Raw genomic sequence first — 21,871 nt, forward strand, 5'->3', positions numbered from 1 at the left:
CACGCCATGAAATTGCGGGGCGGGCGGCGTGCCACCGCACGGGGGGGTGGGTGCCGCCCCGCGCGGGGGGGGGCCGCGCCCCCCGCACCCCCGAGGTACTTGGACAAAGAAGAAGCAGAGGAAGCGGAATCTGGCGGGCGCGGCATGCATCTGGGTCGGGCCTGTTGCGCAAAATCTGCAAATCGGCGCCGCGTAATGCCCGGTTAGCGGATGGGCGGCTTACGCGCGGGGTCTTGGTTCCGTGCCGGGTGCTTGCCGGGCTGACCGTGTTTCAGATTGATGTAAAATCTTCCCGGGGGCTTTCAATCCCGTCATGCGTCACCTAGTTTTTCATCGGATGAAAGGCATTTCGGCGATGGAAAAGGTTTTCTGGGTTTTCGGCTATGGCTCCCTGATGTGGGATCCGGGCTTCAATCCGGTCGAGACGGTCAAGGCGCGGCTGAGTGGCTATTCACGCAGCTTCTGCCTGCGCTCGATCACGTTCCGCGGCACACATGAGGCGCCGGGTCTTGTATTGGGGCTTGATGAAGAGCCCGGGGCGGAATGCCGGGGTCTGGCATTGCGTATCGCCGAAGACGAACATTCCGGGGTGATGGAATATCTGCGCGCGCGCGAACTGGCAAGCAGCGCCTATCGGGAAATGATCGTCCCGCTGCATCTGGAGGATGGGCGCGAAATTCATGCGATCGCCTATGTGATGCGGCGCGATCACTGGCAATATGCCGGGGGCCTTTGCACGAATGAGCAGGCGGATATCATCGCGCGGGCGCATGGCGGACGCGGCCCGAATGCGGATTACCTGTTCAACACCGTGCGCCACCTTGCGGAAATTGGCATGAATGACGAGATGCTCGAGCAGCTTTCCGAGGATGTGCGCCGCCTGATGACAGATCAGGCTTAAGCATCGGTCGGCGTTGCGAGTGCTTGGCAAGTCAATCCCGGCATCCTACACTTCGCGCGAATGACCCTGCTTCGATCAGGAAGGCGAGCCCTTGAGCGATCCGAACACCGGCCAGACCAGCGACAGGCACAAGCAGAAACTTGCTGCCCCCGCAAGGCGTACGTCCTCCGCGCATCCGCATTTTTCGCAGCCCGTCCGGCAGATTCTGATGATGCTGACGCTGCTGGTTCTGGTGCTGGTCGGCGGCTGGTTCACCTATGGGCGCATCCTGCCGATCTTCATGTCCAACCGCTGGCTGAACGGGCTGATCCTGTTTGTCTTCGCGCTGGGCGTTCTGGCCTGCTTCTGGCAGGTCCAGCAGCTTATGCGCTCCGTTCACTGGATCGAGCGCTTTGCTGAGCGCCGCAGCAATGCCGTGGAAAAGGGCCTTGCTGCGCGTGGTGTGGACGATGGCGATCAGCCTCCGCGATTGCTGGCGCCTCTGGCCGCGTTGCTGGGCGCGCGGGGACCGGCAGGGGGGGTGATATCGACGGGATCGGCGCGGTCGATACTTGAATCCGTCGCCACCCGGATCGAAGAATTGCGGGACATCACCAAGTATCTTGCCAATCTTCTGATATTCCTTGGCCTGCTTGGAACCTTCTACGGGCTGGCGACGACGGTTCCGGCTGTGATCGAGACGATCCGCGCCCTTGCCCCGCAGGACGGCGAGACAGGCGCCCAGATGTTCGACAAGCTGATGAGCGGGCTTGAAGCCCAGCTTGGCGGCATGGCGACGGCGTTTTCATCTTCGTTGCTGGGGCTGGCAGGATCGCTGGTGGTCGGCCTTCTGGAACTGTTCGCGACCCATGGCCAGAACCGCTTTTACCGCGAGCTGGAGGAATGGATGTCGGGTTTCACCCGCATCAGCCTTGCCGGCGATGGCGAAGAAGGAGGCGCAGGCGCCGGCAGTGGCTTGATGGACCAGATCGCCGTGCAGATCGACTGGCTTCAGCAGTTCCACGCCGAGCGCGATGTGATCCGCGACGAAGCGGCGGCAATGGCCGATGAGCGGGTTCTGGCGCTGGTCGAGACCGTGGATGCACTGGTCAAGCAGTCGGGGGCCGAACGCGAAGAGGCCAGCCGACAAGCAGCCGCATTGACGGCGGCGGTGGGCCGGATGGCTGATGGGCAGGACCGGCTTGCCGCGGCATTGCAGGGGCAGGGTGCGGACTCGGGTTCGGGTGTGGATGCCAAGACGCTTGACGCCGCGCTCGAACGTTTTGCGCGGCATCTCAGCGAAGACCGCGACGAGATGGTGTCGGAATTGCGGCTTGATCTTCTGGTGCTGACGCGGGCAGTCCGGGCAGCGCGGTTCTCGGATCCGTTCCGCGACGATCAGCTGACCATTCCGCCCCTGTCGCAGCGCCGGCAGGAGGAATGAGATGGCGCTGAATCGCGCCTCGACCAATCGCTTTTCCGCCACGATCTGGCCCGGTTTCGTGGATGCGATGACTGCGCTTCTCCTGGTGTTGATGTTCGTTCTGACGATATTCGTCATCGTCCAGTCGGTCTTGCGCGAACAGATCACCGATCAGGGCAGCACGATCAGCCAGCAGGAAGAGCAGATATCCCGGCAGGAGCAGCGCCTGAACCAGCTTGGCCAGCAGGTGTCCGCATTGGGTCAGGCGCTGAGCGTGTCCGAAGAGCAGGGGGCGGAACTCGAGGAGCGGCTTGCCGAGCAGAATGACGCGCGTGCAAGCCTTGAGGAACAACTTGCGCAGGCCGAGGCGCAGGCCCGCGACCGCGCGGCGCATATCACCCGGCTCAGCAACCAGTTGGACAGCAGCAGAACCGAATTGCAGGACGCCAAATCCCGGCTGACGGATTTCGAGGCCGAGGTGGCGACGCTGATCGCCGCACGCCACAAGGATTTCACGGAATCCGCCGCCGCGCAAAAGGCCTTGCAGGATCGGTTGGATCAGGAGCAAGAGCGTGCTTCGGCGGCGGAACTGGCGGTTGCCGCCGCGCGCGAGGAAACCGACGCCAATGCCGAAACCGCCCGGCTGGCCGCCGCCCGGCGCGAGGCGCTTGAGGCTTTGGTGGCCGATCTTCGCCGCCGGAATGCCGAAACCGGCGGAGAGACGGCGCAATTGCGCGAGGATCTGACGGCCACCGAAACCCGGTTGACCGAGGCTGAAACCGCCCGTCTGGCCGAGGCCGAGGCGGCAAAGGCCCTGCGCGAACGGCTGGAAGAATCGGATGCCGAACTGACCGCGATGACCCTTTCGCTTGAGGAAAGCCGCAAGCAGGCCGAAGAGACGCTGACGCTTCTGGCCGCTGCGGAATCCGCTCGCGATCGCATGTCCGGGAATGCCGAGACGGCTACGACCGAGGCCGACCGGCAGGCGGCCTTGCTGGAGACTGCCCGCGCCGAACTGGCCAAACAGGAGAAAATCTCGACCGAAGATCAGCGCCGGCTGGCCCTGTTGAACGAACAGGTTGCGTCCCTGACGGCGGAACTATCCTCATTGCAGGCATTGCTGGATACCGCCGGGGATGAACAGGAACAGGCCGAGTTGCGGGTTGAGGATCTGGGACAACAGCTCAATGCCGCACTGCTGCGCGCAACCGAAGAAAAGGAACGTCGCCTGCAACTGGAGGAAGAAGCCCGCAAACTGGCCGAAGAGGAAGCGCGCGACCTTGCCCGTTACCGCTCGGAATTCTTCGGCCGGATGTCGCAGATCTTGTCCGGGCGCGAAGGGGTGCAGGTCGTCGGGGACCGTTTCGTATTCCAGTCCGAAGTGCTTTTTCCGCCGGGTGAGGCCAGCCTTTCCTCATCCGGTCATGAGCAGGTGGCCGGGGTGGCGCGGATGCTGTCCGACATTGCGGATGAAATCCCGAACGAGATCGACTGGATGATCCGTGTCGATGGCCATACCGACAACACGCCCCTGTCCGGAAGTGGCCGCTATCGGGATAATTGGGAACTCAGTCAGGCGCGGGCGCTGGCCGTGGTCCGCTATATGATTGACGAATTGGGATTCCCGGCCGATCGGCTGGCGGCGGCGGGCTTTGCCGATACAAGACCGGTAGACGAGGCGGATACCGCCGAAAGCCGCGCCCGGAACCGCCGGATCGAGTTGAAACTTACGGAAAGATAAGGCCCGCCCCCGCCAGCCACACCGTCAGCCACCGGCCTCTCATTGCTGGAATATCCGCGCCCCTCCCGTCCTGCCCGGAGCCCTTCTTCTTTGTCCAAATACCTTCTTGGGGATCGCCGGTGGGTCGCGCCGCTGGTTCAAGAGACCAGCCGGTGACGGGCGGCGCCCCCGGGACAAGGATCAGAATGTCCTGCTGAGCGAGATCTTGAAATTCCGCCCGGCCGCCGGTCCCAGAAGATAGGTTGCCGGCGTGTAATTCTTGTTGGTCACGTTATCGATGCCGAAATTGACCTCTACCCCCTGCAAGGCGCCCTGATCGGGCGTCCAGATCGCGTAAATGTCATGCGTGCCGAAACCTGCGCGATCCTCGCCTGCGGGATTGGTTGCGCTTACCGGTTTGTCGCGCGAGGCGGCAAGGGTGCTGCGCATCCCGAATTTCCAGCTTGATGTTGCCTGCCATGAGGCGGACAGCACCAGCCGGTTGTTGGGAAGGGTGTTCAGGTCTTCACCATCCTGATTCCGGCCGTTGACGACGGATATCGCCGCGCCGATGTTCCATGGCCCCGAGCGATAGCTTGCCTCGAGTTCGCCGCCGCGAAGATAGGCGCGATCGATATTTTCATAAGCCGGTGTCGGCGCGGGCAGGCCGGTGCGCACGATCATGTCGTCGATATGGTTGCGGAACAGGGTCAGTTTCATCGCCGCCTCGTCACCCGCCGCGAACAGGTCGCCGGCGCGGTAACTGACCCCGATCTCGATATTCTTGCCCTTCTCTTCCTTCAGATCGGGTGAGGCCGCTCCGCCCATATGGTTGTCATAAAGCTCGTCCACTGTCGGAACCCTGTTCACCAGCGCGGCGGATGCGAAGACCGACCAGCTGTCGGTCAGCCGGTACATAAGACCGATCTGTGGTTCCAGCGCCTCTGCGCTCAGCTTGTCGTCGCTGACCACGACGCTGGCTTTGGGCTCGGTCTTCTGCCGCTCGTATCGCAGGCCGGTATTGATCGTGAGCCGGTTCCATTCAAGCTCGGACCACGCGAATACCGACTGCGAGCGGGTATAACCCTCGGGATGAGAGGCCGAATAGCTGGAACTGGACCGGTCCTGCTTATAGGTCTCGGCGCCGATGGTCAGGAAATGGCTGTAGCCCGTGCCCGACAGATCCATGACGTTCTGTGCCTTCAGCTTGGTCAGGGCGTAATCGCGCCGGCCCAGCAGGCTGTCCATGATCGGCTCATCGGGCTTGTCGCCCTGTTTCACATCCTTGATCGTGTTAGTGTAAGACAAGGTCACCGTGGCGTCGATCAGCCGGTTGTCCTGGGGGTTCCAGCCCCATTCCAGCCTTGCGGTCTGATCGCGGGTCAGGATATCGCCCACGCCCCAGCCGGGGAAGCCGGGATATAGCCCGACCTGCGCGCCTTCAAGCTGGTTGAAATCCTGATCATCGCCCTCGGCCTCCAGATGCAGATAGGATGCCTCGATATACTGGTCGCCGAATGTCTTGCGGGCTTTCAGAAGCATGTTTGGCGTGTCTGAGTTCGACCGCACCAGCCGGTTGCCATCCGCATCCTCGGTTTCCCCGATCGTGCGATAGGCGAAGGCGGCAAGGGCTTCGAAATCCTGCGCGGGCCGCCAGCCCCACATGACGCTACCCACAACGGAATCGGGGTTGGACGAATAGCCCAGCTTGACCCGGCCGCCGCTGTTCTGGCCTTCCGGGATGATGTCGCTTGCGTCGATCGTTTCCACGGCGATGACGCCACCCAAAGCGCCGACACCGTAAAGCGTGGCCGCGCTGGGACCGCGCAGAACCTCGACCCTGCCGATGAATTCCGGTTCTGCGAAAAGCGAGCCCTGACGATAGCTTTGGTAATATTTCTTCTCGCCGTCGATAAGCTGGATGATCCCCGCTTCGCCCGCCGCCGCCTCATCAGACCCGAAGCCCCGGATATTGAAACCCTGTCCGAAGAAACTGGAGGATCCGACCCCCGCGACGCCGGGCACCTGCGCAAGCACATCGCCGATATTTCCGGCCGCGATCTCGTTAAGTTCCTCGGCGTCGATGACGCTGACCGATTGCGGCACGGATGACGCGACCTTTTCGGTGCCTGCGCGAAGAATGATCGGATCCAGCGTCAGCCCTTCACCAGTGTCCTGCCCCAGGGCGATAGAGGTCGTTCCAAGCAGCAGAGCAGTAGCGGTGATATATCGTGACATGGCCAGTCCCTTCGCAAACGGATGTTATCGGGCTGGCAAAGGCTGGCGTCTTGCTTCGGCTAGATTTTCCTACTAAAGAAGTCAAGTATATAGCGCGGCTATTGGGTGATCCCGGCCGGACCTGCTGCACAAGAGGCACAAATGAACGATCTGACCCCCGCCCGACTGCGAGAACTGAAGCGCGAGACCAAATCGCGCGCCTATGATCTTGCACAAGAGCTTGGCCTGCCCGAAGCGGCACTGGTCGAGGCTGATCTTGGTCTTGGCGTGATCCGGATCGATCCGGCGCTGTCAAGGCTGATCCCTGCGGTGCAGCGTCTGGGAGAGGTCATGGCCCTGACGCGCAACCGTTCCTGCGTGATCGAGAAGATCGGCACCTATAACGATTTCCATGATGGCGATCACGCGGCGATGACGCTGGATGCCGAGATCGACATGCGCATGTTCCCACGGCACTGGGTTCATGCCTATACGGTCGAAACCGGGACCGCCGATGGCACGCGCCGTTCCGTTCAGGTTTTCGACGCGGCGGGCGACGCGATCCACAAGGTGCATCTGCGCGAAACCTCGGATCTGGCGGCATGGGAGGCGTTGAAGCACGAGCTTGCGCTGCCCGACCAGAAGAATCTTTCGGAATTCGCCAGACGCGCAGCGCCCGAAGGTGCCCGGATCGCGGAAGACAAGGCCGAGACACTTCGCGCGGAATGGGTGCGGATGACCGATACCCATCAATTCAACACGCTGACGCGCCGGTTAAAGATGAACCGGCTTGGCGCTTATCGCATCGCCGGCGCTCCGCTTGCGCGGCAGCTTGCCAACGATGCCGTCCCCGCGCTGTTGGAGCGGGTTCAGGCAGAGGGGCAGCAGGTCATGTTCTTCGTCGGCAATGCCGGCTGCATCGAAATCCATTCGGGTTCGCTTCAGAATCTGAGACCGATGGGTCCCTGGCTCAATGTGATGGATGCGCGGTTCAACCTGCATTTACGTGGCGATCATGTGGCCGAGGTCTGGCTTGTGGATAAGCCGACGAAACGCGGCCCCGCGATCTCGGTTGAGGCATTCGATGAAAATGGCGATCTGATCTTCCAGTGTTTCGGAATGCGCCCCGAAAAGGGTGGCGATGCCGAGGGCTGGAAACGGCTGGTCGAGGCTTTGCCTGCCGGGGATGACGCATGAGAGGGCTGATCGCCGCAAGTGTCGTCTGGGCCGGTCTTGCGGCCCCGGTCGCGGCGGAATCCTATCCCGATGCGGGGAAAGTGCTGGCCATCGGCGGATCGGTGACCGAGATCGTCTATGCGCTGGGTCAGCAAGACCGGCTGATCGCGCGGGATTCGACCTCGAACTTTCCTGCCGAGGCGCAGGAATTGCCGGATGTCGGTTACATGCGGGCCTTGTCGCCCGAGGGCGTGCTTTCGGTCGGCCCCGATCTGATCCTGTCCGAGGAAGGCGCGGGTCCGCCCGAGACGATCGAATTGCTGAAAGAGGCCGAGGTGCCTTTTGTGACCATTCCATCGGGTACCGATGCCGAAGGGCTGACAGCGAAGATCGAGGCCGTGGCCGAGGCATTGGGTGTGCCGGAAGCCGCAGCAGGACCGGTTGAAGAATTGCAGGCCGATTTCAGCAGACTGGCCGAGAAGACACAGGATCAGTCCGAAACCAGATCGGTGCTGTTCATTCTGTCCTTGCAGGGCGGACGGGTCATGGCCTCGGGTCAGGGAACCGAGGCCGAGGCGATCATGGAGCTTGCCGGAGCGCGCAATGCGATGCAGGGCTTCGAAGGCTATAAACCCCTGTCGGACGAGGCGATCACTGCCGCCGCGCCGGATGTGATCCTGATGATGGATCGCGGCGACGGAGAGGATGGCCATGGCGCCGCGGCAGAGACGCTGAAATCATTGCCTGCGCTTGCCGAGACTCCGGCGGTCAGGGATGGTGCGGTTATCCGCATGAACGGATTGTATCTTCTTGGTTTCGGCCCACGCGCCGCAGATGCCGCACTGGATCTGCACAACGCGATCTACGGAGACGGGTGATGGCCATGCTTGAGGCGACACGGGTCAGGCTGGCCGGTGATCGCAGCCATATCGGGCGGCGTCTTGCAGCCCTGCTGTTCCTGTTGCTGATCGTCATGTCGTTGTTATCGCTGGGGCATGGCGCGTCGGGGGTTTCAGCCACGCAGATGTTGCTGGACTGGCTGGCCGGGCGTGAAGCGGCGCAGATCGACCGGATCATCATGCACAGCATCCGCCTGCCGCGACTGTTGACCGGCCTGCTGGTCGGCGCGGCTTTGGCGGTGTCCGGGGCGATGATGCAGGGGCTGTTCCGCAACCCGCTTGCCGATCCGGGATTGCTGGGGGTCAGTGCCGGCGCATCGCTTGGCGCGATATCGGCAATTGTGTTGGGCGGCGCTCTGCCGCCGGCCATTGCCGCCCTGACCGGCTGGCATCTTGTGCCCATCGCAGCCTTTGCCGGAAGCTGGGTGGCGATGTTCACGCTTTACGGTATCGCAACCCGGCAGGGGCGCACTTCGGTCGCGACGATGCTGCTTGCCGGGATCGCCATGTCGGCAATGATCGCAGCCCTCAGCGGGCTGATCATCTACCGCGCCGACGATCAGCAGCTGCGCGACCTTACATTCTGGAGCCTTGGCTCGCTCGCCGGGGCAAGCTGGGCCAAGATTGCCGTCGCCGGACCGGTTATCGCGCTTGCCCTGGCCTTGTCGCCATTTCTGGCAAGGGGGCTGAACGGGCTTGCGCTGGGCGAGGCTGCTGCGGCGCATGTCGGACTGCATGTGCAGCGCGTCAAGACTGCGGCCATCCTGATCACCGCCGCCGCGACCGGCGCATCGGTTGCGATTGCCGGGGCCATCGGGTTCGTGGGCATCGTCGTGCCGCATCTGCTGCGCCTGATCTCGGGGCCGGATCATCGATGGCTGCTGGTCAACAGCGCGCTTCTGGGCGCGTCGACGCTGCTGGCGGCGGATATGGTCAGCCGGACCATCGTTGCGCCTGCCGAACTGCCTATCGGGATCATCACGGCCCTGATCGGAGGTCCGTTCTTCCTGTGGGTGCTGCTGTCCAACCGCCGGGTTCTGGACGCATGAGCCTGATTGCGCGTGACATCCGGCTGAAACTGGGCCGCAGCCAGATCCTGCACGGGCTTGACCTGACCGCACAGGCAGGCAGGCTGACGGCGATCATCGGGCCGAACGGTTCGGGAAAGACCTCGTTGCTGCGGGCATTGACGCGGGAATATTTGCCGGATTCCGGCAGCATTACCCTGAATGGCCGTGATATCGCCGGATTGCGGCCAGAGATGCTGGCCACGATCCGGGCGGTCCTGCCACAGCATACGGTGCTGAGCTTTCCCTTTACCGCGGCGGAAATCATTCGCATCGGGCTGACCGCGCAGGTGGATTCCGGGCGTGACCGGTTGATTGAAGCGGCATTGGCGAAGGTTGGCCTGCCGGGTTACGGAGGGCGGCTTTATCAGGAATTGTCGGGCGGAGAGCAACAGCGGGTACAGCTTGCCCGGGTTCTGGTGCAGGTCTGGCACCCGGTCGGGCGCGGCGGCCCATGCTGGCTGTTTCTGGATGAACCGGTCAGCAGTCTGGATATCGCCCATCAGATCAGCGTCATGGAACTTGCTGCGGATTACGCCCGGCAGGGCGGCGGAGTCGTTGCGGTGATGCACGATCTGAACCTGACGGCGATGTTTGCCGATCATGTCCTGCTGATGCGGGATGGCGGCTCTTTGGCCGAAGGTCCGCCTGCCGAAGTGCTGACGGATAACCTGCTTTCAACCGCTTACGGTTGCCGGTTGCGGGTGAATCATACGCCGCCGGACGGCGTCTGGATATTACCGCAAGCCGTCGCTATGGGCATTGCCGAACGCGTGTGAGATTACCGCCAATCTGGCCCCGGGGGAAATACGATCCCGGGAAAATGGAACGGGCCGCCCAGATCAGACGGCCCGCGAGTTCCACGGAGATGGTCCGGTTAGGGATGGAAATCCGCCCGGTCCCAATCAGGGTTTACGACCCGAAGGATTGCCTTTAGGCCACGGCCCCCCTGACTGTTCCGCCACCGTTCTCCAATATCACTCTCGACACTGGACCACCTCCTTTCAATAAGTTGCCGTTACTTAGAAGGGTGCCACAGATATCGAATCTGTCAATCAGTTTTCTTGGTAAACACGCAAGAAATTGCGGATGATGATACGGAACGGTACTAGGGCAAGTATTGCCAGCCCGATTTTCATCAGCCAATCTGCCATTCCCAGCGAAACCCAAAGCGGCAATACCGCCCCGGTGCCAAGCAGCGGCACCATTTCGTTCGCCCAGCCGGTATTGCCATCGGCGGGCAGGGCGGCTGCGAAGGCGATGATGAAGAACAGCGATGTATCGACCGCCGATCCGACAAGGGTGGATCCAAGCGGGGCCACCCACCAGCGGCGGTTGCGCAATGCATCGAATACCGCGACATCCAGCATTTGCGCGCAAAGAAAGGCCGAGCCTGATCCGATGGCGATGCGCAGTGTCGTCTTGTCCAGCCCGGTCGCGATCAGAGAACAGATCACACCAGCGGCAAAACCGGCCAGAACGACGCGCCTCGCGGCGGCGGCGCCATAGACCCGATTCATCACATCGGTCACCAAAAAGGCGAAAGGATAGGAAAGCGCGCCCCATGTCAGCCAGTTTCCGATCGGAAACTGCACGAGGATATTCGAGGCCACGACGCTGGCGGCCATGGCAAGGATGCCGGGCAGAAAGCGGTTCATTATGAATTTCCGTTTTACAAGGTAGCGGAACAACTCGGCCCGGTTACAGGGCAGAGGGCGCATACGCCTGGCCCGTGCCGCTGTCAACGGAAAAGGATCATTCCCGCAGCCGGTACTCGACCAGTTCGGTGCGCTGTACGAACAGGAAATTGTCGTCCGAGATCATCGTCAGCCGGATGCCCTGACCGTCATGCCAGACCGACAGACCTTCGAGATTGTCATATTGCAAGGCGCTGGTTTCCAACAGCCTCTGTTCTTCCGTGACGCCCGTATCGTCAAAGCGGAAACGGCTGACGCGGGAAGAGAAACCAAGCACCCCCTGAAAGCTGCGTTCCAGCAGATAAAACCAGCCATCCGGCCCGAAATCCGATCCGACCGGCAGCCAGCGTCCTTCGCGCCGGATGGTGAAGGGCTGATCCCATTCTCCGTCCTTGAAACGCAGGACCGGGAATGGCCGATCCGGTCCGGACGATCTTTCGGGTATGGTGAACAATGCACCGTCCGCGTCGATTGCAAGGGATTCGAGACCTGCGTTGGAATTACCTTCGGGCATTGCCGGCGGGCGGGGAAGAGGCTGTCCGGGGGCGTCGGGATTGGTATGCAGAACCACACGGTTCAGCCCCTCGAAGCTGACCCATATCTGCCCCTTGTGGTCGATGGCCAGCCCTTCGCTGTCACCCAGATAGCCGCCGGCGAGGGGTTCGCCGTTGCTGCCTTTCAGATGCGCGCGCCCCGAGATGCTCATATGCCTGATCCGGCCAGCGACGTCACGCTCGATATTGCCCCAGAACAGGTTTGTACGGTCCGAGAGGACATGGAAACGACGGCCGTTCTCGGTGATTTCGATCCCGGAAAAGCCTCCGAAGCGGGGATCGTTGTCATCCCAGACATATGTGCCGATATAGTCCAGAGTCACGGCCGACGCGGAACTGCCGGCCGTGACGAATGCCATGGTAAGAGCCGCGATCAGGGTGCGGCGGCGACTGTCTGGCATTGGCTGGGCATCTCGCTCATCCTGTAGCTGCGGGGATGGCGATAATTCGGATCGGGAGGAACGGGTTTGACCCGGCTTGGATCAATCCGGTTCCTGATCCATTCCCGCGCTTCGTCGCAGCCATCGCCCGAAGGCGGCGGATCCTGAGTGCGGCAGATCGAGCCCTTGGGGCAGGTCAGCCGGACATGGAAGTGATAATCGTGGCCGTTCAGCGGACGAACCTTGCGCAGCCAGCTGCGGTTACCGGTCTCCATCTGACACATCGCGACCTTGGCGACGGGATCGGTGAAAATCCGTTCGACACGGGGATCGCGTGCCGCCGCGCGCATGATCGCCATATGACCGGGGTTCCAGTATTGCGACAATTGCGTGCCGCCGCCTGCAACCACGGAAACCGAAGAGATGCTTTCCCGCTGGGACGGCGTCAGGCTCAGCGATTGGGGCGGCAACATCCAGATATCGGCGTCAAGGCCCATCTGATGGCTGGCATGGCCGGACACCATTGGCCCGCCGCGCGGCTGACTCATATCGCCGATATACAGCCCGCGCCAACCGGCTTGTTGCGCGGCTTGCGACAGCCCGACCAGAAAGCTGATCAGCTCGGGGTGGCCCCAGTTGCGATTGCGTGACAGGCGCATGGCCTGCCAGCTTGGCCCGGTTTCGGGCAATTGCTGAAAACCCTGGCCGCAGCCCTGGGAATAATAGCCGATCGAAACCGCCGCGCCCTGCGATGCGCTTCGGAACTGGCCGAACACGTCCTTGGCCAGCGGATCGGCCATGACGGGCGAGGCAAGCCCGACAATCAGGGCTGCCGTGGTGATGATTTTGCGGATCACTGCTGTCCCTCTCCTTCCGGTTTGACCCAGAGTAGCAGAACAAGCGCCAGAAGGAATATCAAGATAACAGGAGAAATGCCGATACGCTGATTTCCGGACATGTCGGTCACCAATGCGATCAGGAACGGGGCAAGGAATGCGGTGGCCTTGCCGGACAGGGCATAAAGTCCGAAACCCTCGGTCGCGCGTTCGGGCGTGGTGTGGCGGACCATCATCGTGCGGCTGGCGGCCTGCAACGCGCCTCCGGCCCCGCCAATCAGGGCGCCGCAGGCGAAGAAGATCAGGTCGGGCACATACAGGCTGCCAAGGACCGGCATTGCCGGCAGGGATATGCCTAACAGCGTTTCGCGGTCCATCCCGACAATGGTGACGCAAACCGCGATCAGCACCAAGGTAGAGGCGATGATGACCGGTTTCGGACCAAAGCGGCTGTCGGCCATGCCGCCCAACCAACTGATGATGGCGGCGGATATCGCGCTGACCACGCCGAAAATGCCCGCCAGAAAGACCGGCCAGCCCAGAACCGTGCCGGCGTAGACGCCTCCGAACCCGTATAGTGCGTTCAGGGCGTCCCGCGACAGCATCGACGAGACCAGCCAGCTTGCAAGGCTGCGCCGGTGGCGCAGGCTGCGGATCAGGGCCCACAGATCCCGCATCGCCGCGCCGATCCTGACCGGGCGACGGGGGCCGCGCGGTTCCCTGACCCACAGGAAGAACGGCATCATGAACAGGATGAACCAGATCGCGGTGAACGGTCCGACAAAGCGTGTGCCTTCACGCTGCGCGGGATCAAGACCGAATAATGGCTCCAGTCCGGCCAGCGTCTTGCCGCTGGGCGTTTCGGCGAACAGCGCCAGCATCATGGCCAGCGCGACCACGCCGCCGAGATAACCGAAAGCAAAGCCAGTGCCTGACAGTCTGCCGATTTCATCGCGCGGGGCAAGGCCGGGCAGCATGGCGTTGGTGAAGATGGTGGCGAATTCAAGCCCGATCATGCCGATGCCGAACAGCGCCACCGCCTGAAGCAACGGCGGGTGCTGGGGCGTCAGATACCACAGCCCGGCAGCTCCGGTGACATAGAAGGCCGAGAACAGCCAGATCCATGGCATTTTCCTGCCGGATGTATCCGCGACCGCGCCAAGGACCGGTGCGAATACCGCGATGACGGTACCTGCCGCCGCGAGGCCATAACCCCAAAGCGCCTGCGCATTCGCGCCCGCAATCGCGGCATCGTCCCCGAGCCGGATGAAATGCGTCTTGGCAACCTCGGCGAAATAGATCGAGAAGATGAAGGTGATCAGCAACGTATGATAGGGCTGGCTTGCCCAATCGAAAAACCACCAGCCCCAGATGCGCTTGCGGTTCATGTCATATCCTTCATCCGGTTCGCGCATATAAGGCCCGAGCCGGCTCAGGCTGGCAAGGGTTGTTTTACCTCGGCTGGAAGCTCGGGGGGCCAGGGACGGGCGGCGTCCGCCTGAATCCATGCGGCGACCCAGTCGGGCAGCGGCGGGCTTTCGGCTTCATGGCCAAGCGCTTCCATGACTTTGGCTGGCGGCACCATGCCATCGGCAGAGGTGACCGCCGAGCGGATCAGCACCTGATTGCAGCAATGGCCGCCGCGCCATATGGTCTGGTCCATATAGATGAAACGATGATCCCAGCCGATCATGCGCGAAACCATGGTGAAACGATCGAACACGCGGACGCGGCGGCGGTAGCGGGTCGAGTTTCCCGCGATCGTGATCCCCCAGCGCTTTTCTTTCAGCAGCTTTATCAGCCCGCAACGCATGGCCATCGGAATCCGGCCCAGATCGTAAAGCGTCAATGTCCTGCCATTATTCAGCTCGATCCAGGGATCCAGATCCCAGGGCCAGCAGATATGGGTCGAAACATGCGCATCGGTCGGGCTGAGAAGCGGCACGTTACGAAATTTCAACATTTCCTTGGCAAATCTGATCCACGGATACATTGGCCGTCCTTTTTCCGGTTCGGGACAGGGGTGGCCGGAAGTCACGCGGACGTCAAGGTGAACGCTGCGGCATTCGGGTTGCATACGGCGATTCGCAAGGTCATACAGGACGCAATCGCTACGAAGAGGAAATGATGGGAACGCTGCATTACGCCTTGATGACGATCCTTAATCTGCTGTGGTTCATCATGATCGTCCATATCATCATGTCGTGGCTGATCAATTTTCAGGTGCTGAATCTGCGGCAGCCCCTGGTCGCCTCGATCTGGGACGGGTTGTCCCGGCTGCTAGAGCCGATCTATCGCCCGATCCGGAATATGTTGCCAAATACCGGGGGGCTGGATCTTGCGCCTCTGGTGGTGTTCGTCATCATCCTCATTCTTCAGCAGGCCCTGGCGAATAATGCGGGCTTCTTCTACGGCATGTGATGCCAACGGCGCTTTTACGGCAAATCTGGGGCTTTGACGGCTTCCGCCCCGGCCAGCAAGAGATTGTCGAGGCGGTTTCCGATGGCCGGGATGTGCTGGCGATCATGCCCACGGGGGGCGGCAAATCCCTGTGCTATCAACTGCCTGCCGTGATGCGCGACGGCGTGACGGTGGTGATTTCACCGCTGATCGCCCTGATGCGGGATCAGGTGCGGGCGCTGCGCGAGGCCGGGGTGGCGGCGGGGGCACTGACCAGCGGGAATACTCAGGACGAAACCGATGCCGTATTCGAGGCATTGGCGCAGGGCGGGCTGAAAATCCTTTATATGGCGCCCGAGCGGCTGGCCTCGGGCGGGACGGTGAATCTGCTGCGCCGCGCGGGCGTGACCGCAATCGCTGTGGATGAAGCGCATTGCGTCAGCCAGTGGGGCCATGATTTCCGCCCGGATTACCTGCGCATCGGAGAGTTGAAGCGCGATCTCGATGTGCCGCTGGGCGCATTTACCGCGACCGCCGATGCCGAGACCCGGGCCGAGATCGTCAGCCGCCTGTTCGACGGAAAGCAGCCCGTCACCTTTCTGCGCGGTTTCGACCGCCCCAATATCCGGCTGGCGTTTCAGCCCAAGGATAGCCCGCGCAAGCAGGTGCTGGCTTTCGTTGCCGCCCGGCGCGGCCAGTCTGGCATCGTCTATTGCGCCAGCCGCGCCCGGACCGAGACGCTTGCCGCCGCCCTTGCCGAAGCCGGTCACAGCGCCGTGGCCTATCATGGCGGGATGGAGGCGGATGCGCGACGCCAGGTCGAGGCGCGGTTTCAGCGGGAAGACGGGCTGATCGTGGTTGCGACGGTGGCTTTCGGAATGGGCATCGACAAGCCGGATATCCGCTGGGTTCTGCATGCCGATCTGCCGAAAAGCATCGAGTCCTATTATCAGGAGATCGGGCGGGCGGGCCGCGATGGTGATCCCGCCGAGACGCTGACGCTATACGGTCCCGATGATATCCGGTTCCGCCGCATGCAGGTGGATGAGGGTCTGGCCGAGGCTGCGCGCAAGGGGGCCGATCATACGCGGCTGAACGCCCTTCTTGGATTGGCCGAGGCGACAGGGTGTCGCCGGAAACGGCTGCTGGCCTATTTCGGTGAGGACGCGGACGATTGCGGCAATTGCGACCTGTGCGAGACGCCTCCGAAACTGTTTGACGGCACGCAATCGGTGCGCAAGGCTTTATCGGCGATAGTGCGGACCGGGGAATGGTTCGGGGCCGGACATCTGATCGATATCCTGACCGGCAACACGACCGAGAAGGTCCGCGCCCGGGGCCATGACCAACTGCCGACTTTCGGCGTGGGCCACGATCACAGCCGGGGGCAGTGGCAGGCGATTTTCCGGCAGATGATGGGGCTGGATCTCTGCCGCCCCGATCCTGCACGTCACGGCGCGCTGCATCTGACCGATGCCGCCCATCCGGTGCTGCGTGGCGAGGCGGACGTGACGCTGCGCCATGACACGACGCTGCGAGCCAGACCCGCCAATGTCATCCGCACCCAGGTCGCGGAAGAGGATGAACCGCTTCTATCCGCGCTCAAGGCCAAACGTCGGGCGTTGGCCGAGGCGGCGCGGGTACCCGCCTATGTCATTTTCCCCGACCGCACCCTGATCGAGATGGCCGAGCGTCGCCCGGGCAATCTGGACGAGATGGCGCAGGTGAACGGTGTGGGCGCAAAGAAGCTGGAGAGTTACGGGCGCGAATTCCTTGCGGTAATTGCGGGGGAGCAGCCGCGGATACATCCGCATCGCCGCGCGCTTGCCGGGCGTCCGGCGGGCGCATTGTTCGACCGTCTGCTGGAGGCGCAGAACCGGCTGATGCGCGGAGAGGACGGGACGGCGAAGCCCCTGTCATGCTCGACTGCGCAGATCCGCCGGATCGCCGAGCAGCAACCGGGCGATGCGGCGGCGCTTGGCCGTCATCTGGACGACGCAAGGCTGGAACGGTTCGGGGCCGCGTTTCTGGAAGAGATCACAGGGGCCGGGTAGGGACGCATGCTGGTTGCGCTTGGCGCGATCCGGATGAGGCGGACCTGACACTACCCGGTTTCACGTTTAGTTTTACTGTCGCGAATTTGCAGCATGATATGGTCAAGTCACCACGAAACTCATAGCTGAGAATATGCTGAAACGACCGAGACCTGAGGTGAGAAAGGATCGTTCATGCTGGCACGACGCCATTTTATTGTAACCGCGGCGGCGCTTTTTTCGGCGCCTGTTTCCGCCCCTTTGTACGCGAGTGAATGGCCGGATGAGGCACAAAAGGCGGCTTGGGACGCAGAGGTAACGCCGCCATTCTTCGACCTGAAAACCTCGAACCCCTGGGATCTCAATCAGCGGTTCCTTCCGGTTCTGGTGGAAGCGAATGACGGGCTGGTGCCCGGCGATATCCATGTAGATGCGGTGGCCCGGTACCTTTATCATATCAAGGATAACGGTCTGGCCATGCGTTACGGCGTGGCCATCGGCAGGGGCGGTCTGTATGAACCGGGAACCTACACGATCCGGCGCAAGGTCCGGTGGCCGCACTGGACGCCGACGCAAAGCATGATCGAGCGCGAGCCCGAGATTTATGCGAAATTCGCGGGCGGAATGGAGCCGGGGCCTTCGAATGCGCTTGGGTCACGCGCCCTGTATCTCTATGTCGGCGATCGCGATACCTATCTTCGGATACATGGCACGCCATATCCGCGCTCTATCGGTACGCGGGCCAGTTCGGGCTGCGTGCGCATGGTCATGCCGCATATCAACGAGCTTTACGATCAGGTCGAACTGGAGGCGACGGCGGTTCTCTATCCGGCCGAGGAGTCGCTTGGCGCCGTCAGTTGAGTTTCCCGGCGACCCGGCAGGTTTCCAGCGAAACCTGCCGAATTCGCTTTGGCATCGGGAATTCGGCTATCGTGCGAGCAGGGCAGGTATTGTCCGAAGGACTAAAACCCGCCGCGCCTATGTCGCATAGCCCGGCGTTGTCTCTCCTGCTCCGGCCTCGCCGCAGATTCGCTTTCCGTCGTCGGTAAGAAGTGGCAGCAATGTCGTTTCCACCGGCCCATGATACTCGTACCAATAGCATCCGTCCGGTTGCAGGCGCGCGGAATACACATTCTGGTTCGCCGCCGCCAATTGAATCACGGCTTCGGGCAGGTCCTTCTCATCAGAGGGGGCATTCGCTTTGCCGCCCACGCCGAGCGGAGCGGCGCAGGCGCCGAGCAGTTGCAGCATGACGATTGTCACTGAAAATTGTTTTCTCATTACAGAACTCTCATTTTGGTCGTGTTGAATATCCATCGCGGATTTTTAAGGCGACGACAAAACGCCGGGTCTGATCGGCGAATGGCGGTTTACACGGTTATCAGCCTTCCATTTACCACTGGATACCGAAAGATATGCCATGCGGAAATGCTCTGGTGGAGTAGATGGGCAATTTCAGCGGCTTGCCCCGGCACGGATCATTTGCCGAAAATCATTCTGACGGATTCCGCAGTCGTCAGATCGTGGTCGAATTGTCCATTGCGCAGGAAAAGCAGCGTCTGAGCAATTACAACCGGATTGTTCATCATGAATGTGTGGGTCGCATGCAGAGTGATATGATCGCTCATCCCCCTCAGCTTCGTGCCTTCGACAGACACCTTGCCGTCATTCGGGCCGCTGAAGCTGGTCGACAGGATCGGATTCAGCGTCCTGTCTCCGGCGATGATGCCCAGTTCGAAATCAGCGGCAGGCAGGCGGTTCGGCACGCTGTCCGGCTTTGTGCCAAGTTGCTGACCTGCGGGGCCGTTCAGATATTCGTAGATCGCAAGATCGCCGAAGGTATCGGTGACCTCGGATCCCCGGTTGGGCGGGGCCAGCATGACGGTTCTGCCCAGATCGGCGGGCCGATGATCGCGCAACCACCCCCGCAGCAATATCCCGCCCATGGAATGGGTAACGAAATTGATCGGCGTGCTGCCGCATTCGGCAACCGCATCGCCGACATAGGCAAGCAGATCCTCTATCGGTTTGTCGGTGGACGGATATGACTTGCTGACGACCTGATAGGATTCACGTTCAAGCACATGCTCCATCACCGCCAGAGACTCGTCGGTTCGTGCGAGCCCGTGCAGCAGGACCACGCATTCACCGGCCATGACCTGCGCCGGCAACAGCAGAAAAAGGGCCAGCAGTCTGAGCATGGAGCTATTCCAGCATCAATGCGTCTGCAAGAATCCCATCCAGCATTTCCTGCGCGGGTGCCGCCGAGCCGCCATAGGAGGGATGGCCCACGGTGATCCTGCCCGGCGCGTCCGGTGTTTCGTACAGAAAGATGGAATAGGGGCAGAACTGGATATTCGCCGGATCGGCCTCCATCATCTGTCGCGAAACCGTGGCCGAGCAGAAGGTGAAGATCTCGGCATTCGTGTAGATATCCTTCGATCCGCCGACATCCTCCTTGGTGCGGGCCAGCATATCGCCCACATGGCTGCGGTTTTCGATGACCAGCCCCGCATTGATGATCGCATTCTCGACGCTGAAGGCGATATCGTCGAATTCACCGTCGACCTGATGAGTGACGGGAGGGATCACCGGAATGTCATCGGCACTGGCTGTAACGCCCAGCCCCGCGCAGCCGAAAAGTAAAGCGATTGTGAAACGCATCTTGGCCTCCATCGTCATGACTGTGCGATGATGGGTCAGCCCGCCCCGGCGGGCAAGATATATCGGAGAGTGGATATGAAACTTAACTGGTCTGACGTTACTCCCAAGGCCGATTGGTTGAACCGGCGTAATTTCATCGCGGCAGGCGCGGCGCTGGCCGCATCTCCGGCAGTGGCCCTGACGGGTAAGCCGTCTTCGTTTTCGACCGACGAAAAACCGAACAATCTGGAAGAGATCACTAATTACAACAATTTCTACGAATTCGGCACCGGGAAAGAGGATCCCGCCAGATATGCGGCGGCGATGACCACCGATCCCTGGTCGGTGCAGATCGACGGACTGGTCGAACGTCCCGGCAGCTACGGGGTCGAAGACCTCGCCCCGGATAATGCCCTGGAAGAGCGGATTTACCGTCTGCGCTGCGTCGAGGCGTGGTCGATGGTCATTCCGTGGATCGGTGTGCCGCTGTCGTCGGTTCTGAACAAGGCCGGTGTTCAGTCCTCAGCCAAGTATGTCGCTTTCGAGACGCTGAACCGCCCCGAAGAGATGCGGGGTCAAAGCTATCCGATCCTGGACTGGCCCTATCGCGAGGGGCTGCGTCTGGATGAGGCGATGCACCCGCTGGCGATTCTTGCGACGGGGCTGTATTCCGATCCGCTGCCCAATCAGAACGGCGCGCCGATCCGGCTGGTCGTGCCGTGGAAATACGGGTTCAAATCGATCAAGTCGATCGTCAGGATCACCCTGACGGACAAGCAGCCTGTCTGCACCTGGCAGAAGATGCAGGCTTCGGAATACGGCTTTTACGCCAATGTGAATCCCGAGGTGGATCATCCCCGCTGGTCCCAGGCAACCGAGCGTCGGATCGGTGGCGGACTGTTCGGCGGGCGGCAGGAAACACTGAAGTTCAACGGCTATGGCGAGCAGGTTGCCCCGCTTTATGCCGGGATGGATTTGGCGAAGAACTACTGATGAAGCGGCGATTCAACGATTTTTTGCGCCGATTGCCTGTCTGGGCGGTATGGCTGGCCGGGCTGTTGCCGCTGGCCTTGCTGATCTTTGATACCTTTGCCGGTAATCTTGGAATCGATCCGGTCCGTGATATCGAGCATCGTCTGGGGCGGACTGCGCTGTATTTCCTGATCGGCGGGCTGGCGGTAACGCCGTTGCTGCGGATTACAGGGATAAGCCTGATGAAGTTCCGCCGTGCCCTTGGTCTGCTGTGCTTCACCTATGTCTGCCTTCATGTGACAAGCTGGATCAGCATGGAGATGGGATTCCTCTGGTCCCAGATGGCGAAGGATGTGGTCAAGCGGCCCTATCTGATCTTCGGAATGCTGTCGCTGCTGATCCTGATTCCGCTTGCCGTCACCTCGAACAATCTTTCGATTCGCAGAATGGGGGGACAGTCATGGCGTAACCTGCACAAGCTTGTCTATCTTGCTGGCCCGCTTGTTGCACTGCACTGGATATGGGCGCTGAAAGTGTTCCCGGTCACGCCGGGATTCTGGCTGCTGGTGATTCTGCTATTGCTGGGCGCGCGCCTTGCGATTCGGCGGCCGCTGGGGCGGAGCAGAGCAAGGGGGATAAAAATTACCAATTAATATCAATATATTGCGGATTTACCGGAAGAATTGTGACGTTTTTTGAAAATATCCTCTTGCGCCCCCCGGCGAGTCTCCGTAGATACCCCTTCACCGGACGGCGGAGACGCGGTTCGGGACGGTGATCCCGCCCAGAGCGGTTGGGTTGCCAGGACGAATTCAGGAGATCAGGCGGCTGGGTAAAGCGCTAAGAGATTGGCGCTCCGGTTGTTTTGTTTCCTTTGCTTTTTGACATTATTGGTATTAACTGAAGAGATATGCGGGCGGTTTGGCTTTTAGTCGACGGAGCTTTGCATATCGGCCTATTAGCTTTCGGGCGAT

The 21,871-nt window shown here is 61.4% G+C and carries 21 protein-coding genes; 12 read left to right on the forward strand and 9 right to left on the reverse strand.

Translation table 11 applies throughout. The features are described from left to right. Positions 1-355 precede the first annotated feature (355 nt). The 3 genes from Q0601_RS23535 to Q0601_RS23545 all read left to right on the forward strand — a co-directional run bounded on the left by Q0601_RS23535 (position 356) and on the right by Q0601_RS23545 (position 4,044). Positions 356-901, forward strand: coding sequence for a gamma-glutamylcyclotransferase (locus tag Q0601_RS23535; protein WP_119751885.1), 546 nt, complete (start codon positions 356-358; stop codon positions 899-901). 91 nt (positions 902-992) lie between these two features. Further along, on the forward strand, positions 993-2,324 hold the full coding sequence (locus tag Q0601_RS23540; protein WP_370656183.1) for a biopolymer transporter ExbB: 1,332 nt from the start codon (positions 993-995) through the stop codon (positions 2,322-2,324). Between the two features lies 1 nt (position 2,325). After that, complete coding sequence (locus tag Q0601_RS23545) at positions 2,326-4,044, forward strand: peptidoglycan -binding protein (RefSeq protein ID WP_305292439.1); 1,719 nt, start codon at positions 2,326-2,328, stop codon at positions 4,042-4,044. 180 nt (positions 4,045-4,224) lie between these two features. Here Q0601_RS23545 and Q0601_RS23550 read toward each other — a convergent pair whose 3' ends face one another. After that, a complete protein-coding gene (locus Q0601_RS23550) occupies positions 4,225-6,261 on the reverse strand; it encodes a TonB-dependent receptor domain-containing protein (protein ID WP_305292441.1) in 2,037 nt (678 codons plus the stop codon). Positions 6,262-6,402: 141 nt separating this feature from the next. On the opposite strand from Q0601_RS23550, the gene Q0601_RS23555 reads away from it, so the two are divergent. From Q0601_RS23555 to Q0601_RS23570, 4 genes are read left to right on the forward strand one after another with little or no spacing between them, the layout of a single operon-like run. Then, a complete protein-coding gene (locus Q0601_RS23555) occupies positions 6,403-7,437 on the forward strand; it encodes a hemin-degrading factor (RefSeq protein ID WP_305292443.1) in 1,035 nt (344 codons plus the stop codon). Continuing rightward, positions 7,434-8,294, forward strand: a complete 861-nt coding sequence (locus Q0601_RS23560; protein ID WP_305292445.1) for a heme/hemin ABC transporter substrate-binding protein — start codon at positions 7,434-7,436, stop codon at positions 8,292-8,294. Before Q0601_RS23555 ends, Q0601_RS23560 begins: the two co-directional genes overlap by 4 nt. Further along, complete coding sequence (locus tag Q0601_RS23565) at positions 8,294-9,364, forward strand: FecCD family ABC transporter permease (RefSeq protein WP_305292447.1); 1,071 nt, start codon at positions 8,294-8,296, stop codon at positions 9,362-9,364. The genes Q0601_RS23560 and Q0601_RS23565 overlap by 1 nt, the downstream gene beginning before the upstream one ends. Next, positions 9,361-10,161 (forward strand): heme ABC transporter ATP-binding protein, encoded by an 801-nt coding sequence (locus Q0601_RS23570; protein WP_305292449.1) that lies wholly within the window; start codon positions 9,361-9,363, stop codon positions 10,159-10,161. The genes Q0601_RS23565 and Q0601_RS23570 overlap by 4 nt, the downstream gene beginning before the upstream one ends. A 276-nt stretch (positions 10,162-10,437) precedes the next feature. On the opposite strand, the gene Q0601_RS23575 is transcribed toward Q0601_RS23570, so the two are convergent. From Q0601_RS23575 to Q0601_RS23595, 5 genes are all read right to left on the reverse strand, one after another. Next, positions 10,438-11,040 carry a queuosine precursor transporter gene (locus tag Q0601_RS23575; RefSeq protein WP_305292452.1) on the reverse strand — a complete coding sequence of 201 codons (603 nt, stop codon included), beginning with the start codon at positions 11,038-11,040 and terminating at the stop codon, positions 10,438-10,440. 97 nt (positions 11,041-11,137) lie between these two features. Next, a complete protein-coding gene (locus Q0601_RS23580) occupies positions 11,138-12,034 on the reverse strand; it encodes an esterase-like activity of phytase family protein (RefSeq protein WP_305292455.1) in 897 nt (298 codons plus the stop codon). Then, positions 12,007-12,870 (reverse strand): penicillin-insensitive murein endopeptidase, encoded by an 864-nt coding sequence (gene mepA, locus Q0601_RS23585; protein WP_305292457.1) that lies wholly within the window; start codon positions 12,868-12,870, stop codon positions 12,007-12,009. Before mepA ends, Q0601_RS23580 begins: the two co-directional genes overlap by 28 nt. Next, positions 12,867-14,237: an MFS transporter gene (locus Q0601_RS23590; RefSeq protein ID WP_305292460.1), complete on the reverse strand. Its 1,371-nt coding sequence runs from the start codon at positions 14,235-14,237 to the stop codon at positions 12,867-12,869. Before Q0601_RS23590 ends, mepA begins: the two co-directional genes overlap by 4 nt. Positions 14,238-14,281: 44 nt before the next feature. Then, positions 14,282-14,842: a thioesterase family protein gene (locus Q0601_RS23595; protein ID WP_305292462.1), complete on the reverse strand. Its 561-nt coding sequence runs from the start codon at positions 14,840-14,842 to the stop codon at positions 14,282-14,284. Positions 14,843-14,976: 134 nt separating this feature from the next. Between Q0601_RS23595 and Q0601_RS23600 the strand changes: the two genes are divergently transcribed. From Q0601_RS23600 to Q0601_RS23610, 3 genes are all read left to right on the forward strand, one after another. Beyond that, entirely contained in the window at positions 14,977-15,270 is a 294-nt protein-coding gene (locus tag Q0601_RS23600; protein ID WP_119751933.1) for a YggT family protein, read from the forward strand. After that, on the forward strand, positions 15,270-17,303 hold the full coding sequence (recQ, locus tag Q0601_RS23605) for a DNA helicase RecQ (protein ID WP_305292464.1): 2,034 nt from the start codon (positions 15,270-15,272) through the stop codon (positions 17,301-17,303). Before Q0601_RS23600 ends, recQ begins: the two co-directional genes overlap by 1 nt. Positions 17,304-17,477: 174 nt before the next feature. Then, positions 17,478-18,143 carry a L,D-transpeptidase gene (locus Q0601_RS23610; RefSeq protein ID WP_305292467.1) on the forward strand — a complete coding sequence of 222 codons (666 nt, stop codon included), beginning with the start codon at positions 17,478-17,480 and terminating at the stop codon, positions 18,141-18,143. 117 nt (positions 18,144-18,260) lie between these two features. On the opposite strand, the gene Q0601_RS23615 is transcribed toward Q0601_RS23610, so the two are convergent. The 3 genes from Q0601_RS23615 to Q0601_RS23625 all read right to left on the reverse strand — a co-directional run bounded on the left by Q0601_RS23615 (position 18,261) and on the right by Q0601_RS23625 (position 19,946). Beyond that, positions 18,261-18,563 carry a hypothetical protein gene (locus Q0601_RS23615; protein WP_305292469.1) on the reverse strand — a complete coding sequence of 101 codons (303 nt, stop codon included), beginning with the start codon at positions 18,561-18,563 and terminating at the stop codon, positions 18,261-18,263. 197 nt (positions 18,564-18,760) lie between these two features. Then, positions 18,761-19,483, reverse strand: a complete 723-nt coding sequence (locus tag Q0601_RS23620) for a lipase family protein (RefSeq protein ID WP_305292471.1) — start codon at positions 19,481-19,483, stop codon at positions 18,761-18,763. A 4-nt stretch (positions 19,484-19,487) separates the two neighbouring features. Further along, positions 19,488-19,946: a DUF302 domain-containing protein gene (locus Q0601_RS23625; RefSeq protein ID WP_119751932.1), complete on the reverse strand. Its 459-nt coding sequence runs from the start codon at positions 19,944-19,946 to the stop codon at positions 19,488-19,490. 75 nt (positions 19,947-20,021) lie between these two features. Here Q0601_RS23625 and msrP point away from each other — a divergent pair, with 75 nt between their 5' ends. Both msrP and Q0601_RS23635 read left to right on the forward strand, forming a co-directional pair. Continuing rightward, complete coding sequence (msrP, locus tag Q0601_RS23630; protein ID WP_305292475.1) at positions 20,022-20,918, forward strand: protein-methionine-sulfoxide reductase catalytic subunit MsrP; 897 nt, start codon at positions 20,022-20,024, stop codon at positions 20,916-20,918. Then, the gene (locus Q0601_RS23635) at positions 20,918-21,550 is read left to right on the forward strand and encodes a protein-methionine-sulfoxide reductase heme-binding subunit MsrQ (protein ID WP_305292477.1); all 633 of its coding nucleotides are present in this window, start codon (positions 20,918-20,920) and stop codon (positions 21,548-21,550) included. Before msrP ends, Q0601_RS23635 begins: the two co-directional genes overlap by 1 nt. The last annotated feature ends 321 nt before the right edge of the window (positions 21,551-21,871 follow it).

This window comes from Paracoccus wurundjeri (assembly GCF_030678915.1).
Lineage (GTDB): Bacteria > Pseudomonadota > Alphaproteobacteria > Rhodobacterales > Rhodobacteraceae > Paracoccus > Paracoccus onubensis_A.